This is a genomic window from Pantoea sp. C8B4 (genome assembly GCF_051336905.1).
Lineage (GTDB): Bacteria > Pseudomonadota > Gammaproteobacteria > Enterobacterales > Enterobacteriaceae > Pantoea > Pantoea rwandensis_B.
In genome coordinates this window covers 228,315-240,298 of sequence record NZ_JBGMNK010000003.1, presented here as the reverse complement: position 1 = coordinate 240,298, position 11,984 = coordinate 228,315, and the positions used below count along the sequence as shown (strand labels likewise).

The following is an 11,984-nucleotide window of genomic DNA, read 5'->3' as shown; positions in this document are numbered from 1 at the left end:
TAACTTTCATACCGCATTCATGTGGTAATGAGGCAATGTCATGTCAGAACAAAAAAATGGTCACAGTCGCAGGGATTTTCTGCTGAGAACCATCACCCTGGCGCCAGCCATGGCCGTTGGCGGTTCGGCGATGGGCGCGTTGGTGGTACCAATGGCCGCAGGAGCAGCAGAGCAACCCGTCGCACCTCAACAAGCACGCGCTTATCAGCCTACCTGGTTTACGGCGGAAGAGTTCGCCTTTATCACTGCGGCAGTGGCGCGCCTGATCCCCAATGACGAACGCGGCCCTGGCGCACTGGAAGCTGGCGTGCCGGAGTTTATCGATCGTCAAATGAACACGCCTTACGCCACCGGCAGCAACTGGTACATGCAGGGACCGTTCAATCCCGATTTGCCCAAAGAGCTGGGCTATCAGTCTCCGCTGGTGCCGCAGCAAATTTATCGCCTTGGCCTCGCTGATGCGGATGGCTGGAGCAAAAAACAGCATGGCAAAGTGTTTGCCGAGTTAACCGGTGAACAGCAAGACGCACTGCTCACTGCGTTTGAAAGCGGCCAGGCGGAATTTCCGCAGCTGGCAGCTAAGACCTTCTTCTCCTTCCTGCTGCAGAACACCCGCGAGGGTTACTTCAGCGATCCAATCCATGGTGGAAACCAGGGCATGGTGGGCTGGAAGCTGATTGGCTTCCCAGGCGCACGCGCCGACTTTATGGATTGGGTAGAGCGCGGTGAACGTTATCCGTTCCCATCAGTGGATATTCGCGGGGAGAGGGCGTAACCGTGGCAAATGAATTGAAAAAAGTAGATGCGGTGGTCGTGGGTTTCGGCTGGGCTGGCGCGATCATGGCGAAAGAACTGACCGAAGCAGGCCTGACGGTAGTAGCACTGGAGCGCGGTCCGCATCGTGATACCTATCCTGATGGTTCTTACCCGCAGTCGATTGATGAACTGACTTATAACATCCACAAAAAGCTGTTCCAGGATCTGTCAAAAAGCACCGTCACTATCCGTCACGATGCTTCGCAAACGGCGGTGCCTTATCGTCAGCTGGCGGCATTTTTGCCGGGCACCGGCACCGGCGGTGCAGGTCTGCACTGGTCAGGCGTGCATTTCCGTGTCGATCCGGTGGAGCTGAACCTGCGCAGCCACTACGAGCAACGCTACGGTAAAAACTTCATCCCGGAAGGCATGACGATTCAGGATTTTGGCGTCAGCTATGATGAGCTGGAGCCGTTCTTTGATCAGGCTGAAAAAGTATTTGGTACGTCCGGCAGCGCCTGGTCGATCAAAGGCCAGCTGCAGGGCAAAGAGAAAGGCGGTAACCCTTACGCGCCGGATCGTTCCAGTGCTTTCCCACTGCCTGCACAGAAACGCACTTATTCTGCGCAGCTGTTTGCACAGGCCGCTGAATCAGTGGGTTATCACCCTTACGATATGCCGTCGGCAAACACCTCAGGCCCGTACACCAACACCTACGGCGCACAGATGGGGCCGTGTAACTTCTGTGGTTACTGCAGCGGTTATGCCTGCTACATGTACTCCAAAGCGTCGCCAAACGTAAATATCCTGCCTGCACTGCGTCAGGAGCCGAAGTTCGAACTGCGTAACAACTCCTACGTGTTGCGTGTGAATCTGACGGATGACAAGAAGCGTGCCACTGGCGTGACCTATCTGGATGGCCAGGGCCGTGAAGTGGTGCAGCCTGCAGATCTGGTGATTCTGTCGGCGTTCCAGTTCCATAACGTGCATCTGATGTTGCTGTCAGGCATCGGCAAACCGTATAACCCGATCAGCAACGAAGGTGTAGTAGGCCGTAACTTTGCCTATCAGAACATCTCGACCCTGAAAGCGCTGTTCGACAAGAACACCACCACCAACCCGTTTATCGGGGCAGGCGGTGCGGGCGTGGCGGTGGATGATTTTAACGCGGATAACTTCGACCACGGCCCACACGGCTTTGTCGGCGGTTCACCGTTCTGGGTGAACCAGGCGGGTACCAAACCGATCTCTGGTCTGCCAACGCCGAAAGGCACGCCAAACTGGGGCAGCCAGTGGAAAGCTGCTGTCGCCGATACTTACAACCATCACATTTCGATGGATGCGCACGGTGCGCACCAGTCGTATCGCGCTAACTATCTCGATCTCGATCCGAACTACAAAGATGTCTATGGTCAGCCGCTGCTGCGCATGACTTTTGACTGGCAGGATAACGACATCAAGATGGCGCAGTTTATGGTTGGCAAGATGCGCAAAATCACCGAAGCGATGAACCCAAAAATGATCATCGGCGGCGCCAAAGGACCAGGCACGCACTTCGATACCACCGTGTACCAGACCACGCACATGAGCGGCGGTGCGATCATGGGTGAAGATCCGAAAACCAGTGCGGTAAACCGCTATCTGCAGAGCTGGGATGTGCCGAACGTGTTTGTGCCTGGTGCGTCTGCGTTCCCGCAGGGCCTTGGCTACAACCCAACCGGCATGGTGGCGGCGCTGAGCTATTGGTCAGCCAAAGCTATCCGCGAGCAGTATCTGAAAAACCCCGGCCCACTGGTTCAGGCATAAGGAGCACGGCGATGATCAAAAGCATTTTGGCCCTGTTTCTGGGCACGATGACGTTCGCCGCAGTGGCGGACGAAGCAGGTTCGGACGCACTGGTAAAGCGCGGTGAGTATCTGGCGCGCGCCGGTGACTGCGTGGCCTGTCACAGCACTGAGGGCGGTAAGCCGTTTGCCGGTGGCTTACCGATGGCGACGCCAATTGGCACCATTTACTCCACCAATATCACGCCGGACAAAACCACCGGTATTGGTGACTACAGCTATGACGATTTCCAGAAAGCGGTGCGTCATGGCGTGGCGAAAAATGGCGATACGCTCTATCCGGCGATGCCTTATCCGTCCTACGCGGTGGTCAGCGATGACGACATGCAGGCGTTGTATGCCTACTTTATGCATGGCGTACAGCCGGTGTCGCAGGCTAATAAAGACAGCGATATTCCCTGGCCGCTGTCGATGCGCTGGCCGCTCTCCATCTGGCGTGGCATGTTTGCGCCAGACGTGAAAGCCTTCCAGCCAGCCGCGCAGGAAGACCCGGCGTTGGCGCGTGGTCGTTATCTGGTGGAAGGATTGGGTCACTGCGGTGCCTGCCATACGCCACGCAGCATCACCATGCAGGAAAAAGCGCTGACCAATGGTGAAGGCAATGATTACCTGTCAGGCAGCAGCGCACCGATTGACGGCTGGACCGCCAGCAATCTGCGCGGTGACAACCGTGATGGGTTAGGTCGCTGGAGCGAAGATGACCTGAAACAGTTCCTGCGCTATGGCCGCAACGATCACACCGCTGTGTTTGGTGGCATGACCGACGTGGTACAGCACAGCCTGCAGTATTTGAACGACGAAGATATCAGCGCTATTGCTAAGTATCTGAAATCGCTGGGTGCGAAGGATGCCAGCCAGACAGTGTTTACGCAAGACGATGCCGTTGCCAAAGCATTGTGGAAGGGCGATGACAGTCAGCCAGGCGCATCAGTGTATGTCGATAGCTGTGCGGCCTGTCATAAAACCGACGGCAGCGGCTATCAGCGCTTCTACCCGGCGCTGCGTGGCAATCCGGTGGTGATGGCCGAGGATCCCACCTCGCTGATCCATATCGTGCTGGTGGGCGGCACCTTGCCTGGCGTGCAGGGTGCACCGTCAGCCATCACCATGCCGGCGTTCGGCTGGCGTCTGAACGACAACCAGGTCGCTGATGTGGTGAACTTCATCCGCGGCAGCTGGGGTAACGGCGCGAAGTCGACGGTAACGGCGAAGGATGTGGCGAAGCTGCGCAAGGATGAAGCGGTCGAGTCGAAGCAAGGCAGCGCGGATATTAAGGTGCTGGAAGGGCAGTAAGCCAACACTGTGTTTTAAAGCACGATAAATCGCGCCGCTACAGACTGCACTGATAGCGGCGCAATTTATGAAGTGAACCCTTAACCTGGACAGTTATAACATCGCGTGTTCATGCTGGGTTCGGTATTGTATCGGACTAAGTCCACCTAACCCCGTATTCATCCGTTCGTGGTTGTAATAGTGTATCCAGCTTCCTATCGCTTTCTTTCACTCACCGACCTCACTGACTAAATGAAGCATTCATACTTACCGTTGCAATAATTGTGTTCTTCACCCCCCTCAAAAATTACATCCCTACAAGCCTTGTCTCATTTTTCATCCCTCTCATTGCAAGGCCATCGTTAAGCGCACATAATTCCGGTTTATGAAATTGTAAAAATTACTTTTTTTATAAACCAACGGAGGTCAGTGTGTTTGGAGAACGTTTATTGCGCGCGCGCTCCGCTGCGGGCTTATCCATGAAGCAGCTGGCTGAAAAGGCCGGCGTCAGCGCCAATATGATCAAGAAATACGAGCATAACGAAAGCATGCCGGGGTCTGCGGTGCTGGTGAAAATGTCGCGCGCGTTAGGCGTGCGTAACGAATATTTCTTCCGCCCGACGACGGTTGCACTGAAAAATATTGAGTACCGCAAACGCCAGACGCTATCAGCCAAAATGTTGGCGCAGATCCATGCTGATGTGATTGATCAGGCTGAACGGTGGCTTGAACTTGCCAATCTGTGGCCTAACTTCCCTGTTCCTATATTTGCTCAACCTCAGCTGCCTGCTGGGCAAGTTGAGAACTATGAGCAGATTGAAACGATTACCGATCACGTTCGGCTGCAGTGGGGACTGGGTCAACAGCCCATTACCCACTTGATTGATGTGCTGGAAAGCCATGGGATTCTGGTTATCGTCACGGATATCGATCACTCTGACAAGTTTGATGGCTGCCAGGCGATGATTGATGCCATACCTGTCATCGTTATTTCTGCTAAATGGCCCGGAGATCGCCAGCGGTTTACCCTGGCGCATGAACTGGGGCATTTGATTTTACAGGGGCACCTTGCTTCTCATCTTGATGAGGAGAAAGCCTGTCATCGCTTTGCGGGGGCTTTGCTTTTCCCTGCGAGTGCCGTGTTTCAGCACTTTGGTCACCGGCGTGCTCGTCTTGAGGTGCAAGAGCTTTACCTGCAAAAAATGGATTATGGTCTGAGCATGTTGGCCTGCGTTTACCGCGCTGCCGATCTGACCGTGATAACAGAGGGAAAACGCAAAGATCTGATCATGATGTTCTCTGCGCGCAAATGGCGTAAACAGGAGCCTGGTGATCAGGTCGCCTGTGAGAGCACCACGCTCTTTCCACAGTTAATTTTTCGCGCATTAGGCGAAGGGATAATCAGCGAAGGCAAAGCGGCTGAACTAATGGGCATCTCGTTAGTCACCTTCCACCGCGAGCGACAGATGGGGTGGTCTGATGATCATTCTCATCAGTGATGCCAACATTTTAATTGATATGGAAGAGGGCGATTTATTAGATGCGCTCTTCGAATTGCCCTACCAGTTTACCGTGCCAGATTTACTCTATTTTGATGAGCTTGAAACCCACCATGCCGATTTGCTTGATAAAGGATTGGTCATTGGAGAATTAAGCTCAACCACTATGACTTACGCCATAAAACTCATTCAGCGTGTGCGTGGGCCCAGCCGAAATGATTGTTTTGCGCTAGCCCTGGCTAAACAGGAAATCTGCCCGCTATTAACCGGTGACAGAGCGCTTAATCGAGTTGCCAGAGAAGAGGGTATAGAGGTTCGTGGAACGCTTTGGGTTGTGGAAGAAATGATTGAGCCTCAGATCATTACAGTGGATGGCGCACGCCGGGCTTATTGTCAGATGCGAGACAGTGGCAGGCGTTTGCCATGGGATATCGCCTTCGCGCAGTTAGACAAACTTGCGAAATAGTGGGCGGCATATTCCCGCCCACGGCCGATCGATTACTCAAATATTCTCCAAATCCAGCCCACGCGTCTTCGGACCGTAAATCCCCACTGACAGCATGACCATCAGCATGCTCAGCACGATAAAGGCGATCACGCCCTGACTGCCGGCGTACTGCAAAATAAGGCCAATCAAAATACTGCTGAACACCGTCGACAGGCGGCTGAACGAGTAGCAGAAACCCACCGCGCGAGCGCGAATATGTGTAGGGAAAATCTCGGTCTGGTAAGCGTGATAGCTAAAGGTCAGCCACGCGTTGCTGTAGGTGATCAGGAAGCCACAGATGATCATCAGCACCGGATTGGTTGCCAGCGCAAACAGCGTACCGAACACCACCGTCATCAGGGAGGAGAAAACGATCTGCCATTTGTTCTCGAGTTTATCGGCGTAGCGGCTGCAAATCAGTGAGCCCAGCGGATAGGCGAGAGTAATGAAAAAGGCATACAGCAAGCTGTGCGTCACGGTCGCACCTTTACCGGACAGCAACGCAGGCAGCCAGTTACCGAAGCCGAAGAAGCCAATCGCCTGGAAGAAGTTCATCACCACCAGCATCAGCGTACGCTTGCGGTAAGCCGGTGACCAAATCTCGCTGAAGCGACCTTTTTTCGGCAACGCTGCGGAGGCATCGCTGTCAGAGAAATCTTCGCCCGGCGCAATCCCGCAGCGTTTCTCCATTTCACTCAGCACCTTATGCGCTTCCTGATGACGGCCCTGCTGTGCCAGCCAGCGTGCCGATTCCGGCAGGTTTTTACGAATCAGCCAGATTACCAGTGAACAGACGGCGCCAGCGATCACCACCCAGCGCCAGCCTTCAAGGCTCAGGATGGTTTGTGGCACCAGCCACCATGACATCAGCGCCACCGCGGGTACGGACAGGAACTGGATAAAGAAAGAGTAGGCAAAAGCACGGCTGCGGAGATGAGCAGGCACCCATTCAGACAGATAGGTATCGATAGTCACCAGCTCAACGCCGAGGCCGATACCGACCAGGAAGCGGAACAGGATGATCATTTCAGCGCTCTGCTGAAACGCCATCAACAGCGAGAACACGCCGTACCATGCCAGTGCGCACATAAAGGTCAGACGACGACCAAAGCGGTCGGCATAGGGTGCTAACAGGCTGGCACCGACGAACAGGCCGAGGAAAGTGGCAGAAGCAAAGGCAGCCTGGTCAGCAATGCCGAAGACCCCTTCCGAGCCGGTATGAAACACGCCAGCAGCCAGTAGACCAGAACTGATATAGCCGGTTTCAAACAGGTCGTAGAGCTCAAAAAAACCGCCCAGTGCCAGCAGCGTAATAAAACGCCATAAGCCTGCGGATGAGGGCAGCGCATCGATGCGCCCGGCTAAGGTGCGGCGATCCGCTGCGATGTGATCGTTCGCCATCCCTGTCGAAGTGATTGTTGTCATTATTGGATAAACCTCGGTGTTTGCAGAACTCGCACGGTTTTATGGATTTTAAAAATAATTAACCGTTAGCAAGCGAAGGAATAGCAGGATAATCAATTCATCGCGGGTTGCCGAGAGGGGCAACGGTGACATTTTCGCAATCTACGTTGCAGTTCACAGAAGTGTGATCGCCGTCCATGGCGATGCATTTAGTGCAGGCTCGGGTAGACGCCTGGACCAATCGGTAAACCCAGTGCGTACCATGCCAGCAGCAGCACGATCCAGCTTATAAAGAACACCACAGGATACGGGAAGATCAGCACATAATAGGTACCAAGTTGCGCATCTTTTTGGTATCGCTGCAGGAATCCAAGGAACAGTGGCAGGAACGGCGACATTGGCGCCAGTGGCAATACGGCAGAATCAGCGATGCGGAAAATCATCTGGGCAAATGCCGGATGGAAGCCGAGCAGCATAAACATCGGCACGAATACCGGCGCCAGAATCGACCAGATGGCCGAGCCGCTGGCGATAAACATGCACAGAAATGCCGACAGGAACATCAAACCGAGGAACGCGGGCGCGCCACTGATGCCGGCACTTTCCAGCATATCGGTCAGACCGATCGCCATGAATTTGCCCATGTTGCTCCAGTTAAAGAAGGCGACAAACTGTGACAGCGGGAACACCATCACAATAAAGCCTGCCATGCTCTTCATCGGATCCACCAGCAGCTGTGGGATGTCATCAGCCCGACGAATCTGCTTTGTCACCGCGCCGTAAGCAATCGCCACCACAAAGAAGAACAGGATGATGATCGGCACGATGCCCTGAATAAACGGCGAAGGGATGATACCCCCGGTTTTCGGGTTACGCAGCGGTGCATGTTCCGGCACCACCAGCAGCGCCATCAGCGCGATAAATACCAGTGCGGCAATCCCTGCGGCTTTCAGGCCACGGTTCTCCAGTGCGGTCAGCGGCGGCAGGCGATCGTTGTTGCCGCCATTCCATACAGGCAGGCGTGGCTCGACGAATTTATCAGTAAGGATGGCACCGGCAATCGTTAGCACAATCACCGAGCTGGCCATAAAGAACCAGTTATCGATCACACTCACGTGCACGGTATCGCTCACCGCTTTTGCCGCCTCGGTACTGATGCCGGAGAGCAGCACGTCGGTGGTAACGATCAGCAGGTTGGCGGTAAAGCCGGAAGCCACACCCGCGATAGCCGCCAGTAAACCCGCCACCGGATGACGACCCACGGCGAGGAAGATCAGCGCGCCCAGCGGAGGCATCACCACCAGCGCGGCATCGGATGAGATATGGCTGAAGAAGGCGATAAACAGCACCATATAGCTGGCGTAGCGGCGGCTCACGCGTGAGGCCATCTTCACCATCAGCGATTGCAGCAGGCCGACTTTCTCCGCCAGGCCCGCACCAATCACCAGCGCCAGAATCGAGCCCAGTGGAGTAAAGCCGCTGAAGTTTTTGATGATGTTAGGCAGAATCCATTGAATCCCTGCCACGCTCAGCAGATTGTTGACCCGCACCAATTCGCCATTGGTGGGATTTTTCACTGCCAGATCGAAATAGCTGATAATCGCGGTGGCGACCATCAATACCACGATCAAATAGACAAACAGTAAGAACGGGTTGGGGACTTTATTGCCGACCCGCTCAATCCAGCTAAACAGCTTCCCTGGGCTGCGGTTCTCCGTGGTCACTTCCATCGGTATTTCCTCGTCATGTCTGTTGTATTTGCATGCCCGCGTTGGGGCTGTATTTTTTATAGTGTTTTGGCTATTTCTGGGCGCATAAATGCGCCCACTACAACTGCGGTAAACCTCCAATTGCGGCATGCCCCATAACTGCGGCAAACCTCCAATTGCGCCATGCCCCATAACTGCGCCCAAGCCCCGTAGAGTGCGCATTTATGCGCACTGAATCTGAGCACCGCGTTTATTTCAGGATGACAACTTCGATGGCGTCACATCCGCCGGAATTGGGCAGCTATAAGGCTGTTCGCTGCGTACGCGACGGAACTCTTCTGTGCAGCGTGCCAGTGCTTCTTCATCCTGTAACAAGGTCAGCGCGGTGGCTGCCATGACTTTGGCAGCCAGGCACATGCCTTTGTGGCCTAGTGAGGTGCGACCCTGCGCCACTAGTTGCCAGGTGTGCAGCGGCGTACCAAAGGCGAAGCAGGGCGCAAAGCACTGCGCGGTTGGCGTCACCCAGCTCACATCGCCGACATCGGTTGAGCCATACAGCAACTCACGCGTCACGGCGTAGGGTGCCACTTCGTCCATCAAAATTTTGTCGCCCAGCGCTTCGGTCCAGGCGATACCGGCTTCACCGCCGGTGCGCGCTGCGTTCAAACGCGCATTGCGCAGATCGTCCTTCGTTAGCGTGGCACGAATCTCGGCGGCGAACTGCTGCTCCTCCGCGCTGTACTCGGGCAGGCCAAACTGATGCAAGTTGCGCTCCATCACCGCTTCCAGCGCACGATTCGGCACATAGTTGGAGCAGGCTTTGTCGAAGCGTACCGTCATGGTGGTGTCGGTCATCAGGGCCGCGCCTTTGGCGATGTTGATCACCCGCTGATAGATATCCTGTGCCTGATCGAGTTCTGGCGCGCGAATCAGATACAGCACTTCGGCATCGGCCTGCACCACATTGGGGGAGACGCCGCCGGTATTGGTCACGGCGTAGTGCACTCGCGCTTCCTGCACGATGTGCTCGCGTAGGAAGTTGGCACCGGTGTTCATCAGGGTAACGGCATCCAGCGCACTGCGTCCAAGATGGGGAGAGTTAGCAGCGTGCGCGGCCACTCCTTTGAAGTGAAATGCGGCCTGGATATTGGCGAGCGTGCTGAGATTGAACATGCCGCTGAAACCTTCGGGATGCCAGGTCACCGCCGCGTCGACATCATCAAACAGGCCTTCGCGCACCATAAAGGTTTTGCCGGAACCGCCTTCCTCGCCCGGACAGCCGTAAAAGCGCAGAGTGCCGCGTTGGCCGTTTTCGGCCCACCAGGCTTTGATGGCGAAGGCAGCGGCCAGTCCGGCGGTGCCCAGCAGATTATGGCCGCAGCCGTGCCCATTGCCGTTTTCCACCAGCGGTTGCGGTGTGGCACAGCCCGATTGCTGGCTCAAACCCGCCAGCGCATCAAACTCGCCGAGGATAGCAATCACCGGCTTGCCGCTGCCGATGCTGGCGATAAAAGCAGTGTCGATATTGCCGACGCCACGCTCAACACTGAAACCTTCCTGCTCCAGTGCATCGGCCAAAATCGCCGCGGATTGCGTCTCTTCAAAGCGCGTTTCGGGTACATCCCAGATCGCATCGCTGAGGGCAGTAAAGCGCGCCTGGTTTTCGTTGATGTAATGATCGATAAAGTCGTGATGGCTCATCGCTGGCCTCCAAACTGCGCCTGATTCAGCGCTAAGGTGGCGAGCGTTTGCACTGCGGTGGCCATGATCGCTTCGTCAAAATCGAACTTCGCGTTGTGGTGGCCCGCTGCCAGGTCGCAGCCGAAGATCACATACGATGACTGGCCGCCGCGCTGCTGCACGCGCTCCAGCATGTAAGTGGCATCTTCTGAACCGGCGGCCTGCTTTTTGGTGTCAATTACCGAGCTGAAAATCCCCATAGCATCGGCCTGCTGATGGATAAAGTCGACCCACGGCTGACTTGGGGTGCAGCTGCGCGCGCCGCCCATCAGTTTGATGTCGTACTCAACGCCATACATCGCTGCCGCGCCGGAAATCACGCGCAGGGCTTGCTGATAGATGTCGTCATTGACCTGATTGCTGACGCCACGGGTCTCCACTTTCATCAGGGCATAATCGGGTACCACGTTGCGTCCGGATCCCGCCTGCAACACACCCACGTTGACGCGTGCTACACCGCCGCTGTGTTGTGGCAGGTTGTGTAACGCCAGTGTGGCTTGCGCGGCGGCCAGCAAGGCGTTACGACCCTCTTCTGGTTTACCGCCCGCATGGGCACCTATGCCGGTGAAATTGACATCCAGTTTGGTGGTGGCCAGGAAGCTATCGCTGCCGCAAACGATTTCGCCTGCGGGCACGCCTGTGCCGAGATGGATAGCGGTAAACAGATCCACATCATCCACCACGCCCGCAGCGACCATGGCTTTTGCACCGCGCACACCTTCTTCCGCTGGCTGAAAGATAATTTTAATTGTGCCGCTGAGCTGATCTTTCATCTCCATCAACACGCCCGCCAGCGCCAGGCCGATTGTGGTATGGCCGTCGTGGCCGCAGGCGTGCATCATGCCGGAATTGCAGGAGGCAAAACCTTCGCGAGTGGGGATGTGGTCGGCATCGCGGCTTTCGTTCTGGTCCAGCGCATCCATATCGACACGGAAACCCATCACCGGGCCGGGACGACCGGTCTCCAGCGTAGCGACCACGCCGCAGAAACCGCCCGAGAAGTGTGAAATCCACTGTGGCAGGGCGCCTTGCTCCAGTGCACGAGCTTCCTGCTGCGCCAGCACTTCATCAGAAGGCAGTCCCATGCGGGCATCGGCATCGATCACTTCACGGCCCAGCTTAAGCTGATAACCAAGACGATGCAGCTCTTCTGCCACTATCGTTGCGGTACGGAACTCCAGCCAGCCCGATTCGGCAAAATGGTGCAGATCGCGACGCCAGCTTTGCATCTGTGGAATCCGCGCGTTGACGAGGTCGGAGAGGGTTTTCATCG

General features: G+C 55.7%; 10 protein-coding genes. 5 read left to right on the top strand and 5 right to left on the bottom strand.

Features of this window, described 5'->3' with window-relative positions; genetic code table 11:
• Window positions 1-40 precede the first annotated feature (40 nt).
• From ACCW76_RS05770 to ACCW76_RS05760, 3 genes are read left to right on the top strand one after another with little or no spacing between them, the layout of a single operon-like run.
• The gene (locus ACCW76_RS05770) at window positions 41-775 is read left to right on the top strand and encodes a gluconate 2-dehydrogenase subunit 3 family protein (protein ID WP_038643585.1); all 735 of its coding nucleotides are present in this window, start codon (window positions 41-43) and stop codon (window positions 773-775) included.
• A 2-nt stretch (window positions 776-777) separates the two neighbouring features.
• Window positions 778-2,562, top strand: coding sequence for a GMC family oxidoreductase (locus ACCW76_RS05765; protein WP_436337998.1), 1,785 nt, complete (start codon window positions 778-780; stop codon window positions 2,560-2,562).
• An 11-nt stretch (window positions 2,563-2,573) separates the two neighbouring features.
• Window positions 2,574-3,893 (top strand): c-type cytochrome, encoded by a 1,320-nt coding sequence (locus ACCW76_RS05760; protein WP_436337997.1) that lies wholly within the window; start codon window positions 2,574-2,576, stop codon window positions 3,891-3,893.
• Window positions 3,894-3,986: 93 nt separating this feature from the next.
• Here the strand turns inward: ACCW76_RS05760 and ACCW76_RS05755 are convergent, their stop codons facing one another.
• Window positions 3,987-4,091 (bottom strand): IS3 family transposase, encoded by a 105-nt coding sequence (locus tag ACCW76_RS05755; RefSeq protein WP_436338049.1) that lies wholly within the window; start codon window positions 4,089-4,091, stop codon window positions 3,987-3,989.
• A 212-nt stretch (window positions 4,092-4,303) separates the two neighbouring features.
• On the opposite strand from ACCW76_RS05755, the gene ACCW76_RS05750 reads away from it, so the two are divergent.
• Window positions 4,304-5,371 carry a helix-turn-helix domain-containing protein gene (locus ACCW76_RS05750; RefSeq protein ID WP_436337996.1) on the top strand — a complete coding sequence of 356 codons (1,068 nt, stop codon included), beginning with the start codon at window positions 4,304-4,306 and terminating at the stop codon, window positions 5,369-5,371.
• Complete coding sequence (locus ACCW76_RS05745) at window positions 5,352-5,837, top strand: PIN domain-containing protein (protein WP_436337995.1); 486 nt, start codon at window positions 5,352-5,354, stop codon at window positions 5,835-5,837. The genes ACCW76_RS05750 and ACCW76_RS05745 overlap by 20 nt, the downstream gene beginning before the upstream one ends.
• A 36-nt stretch (window positions 5,838-5,873) precedes the next feature.
• Here the strand turns inward: ACCW76_RS05745 and ACCW76_RS05740 are convergent, their stop codons facing one another.
• The 4 genes from ACCW76_RS05740 to ACCW76_RS05725 form a co-directional block, all read right to left on the bottom strand.
• Entirely contained in the window at window positions 5,874-7,283 is a 1,410-nt protein-coding gene (locus ACCW76_RS05740; protein ID WP_045832354.1) for an MFS transporter, read from the bottom strand.
• 188 nt (window positions 7,284-7,471) lie between these two features.
• On the bottom strand, window positions 7,472-8,992 hold the full coding sequence (abgT, locus tag ACCW76_RS05735; RefSeq protein WP_436337994.1) for a p-aminobenzoyl-glutamate transporter: 1,521 nt from the start codon (window positions 8,990-8,992) through the stop codon (window positions 7,472-7,474).
• 234 nt (window positions 8,993-9,226) lie between these two features.
• Window positions 9,227-10,672, bottom strand: coding sequence for a M20 family metallopeptidase (locus ACCW76_RS05730; RefSeq protein WP_436337993.1), 1,446 nt, complete (start codon window positions 10,670-10,672; stop codon window positions 9,227-9,229).
• A complete protein-coding gene (locus ACCW76_RS05725) occupies window positions 10,669-11,982 on the bottom strand; it encodes an amidohydrolase (RefSeq protein ID WP_436337992.1) in 1,314 nt (437 codons plus the stop codon). Before ACCW76_RS05725 ends, ACCW76_RS05730 begins: the two co-directional genes overlap by 4 nt.
• Between the last annotated feature and the right edge of the window lie 2 nt (window positions 11,983-11,984).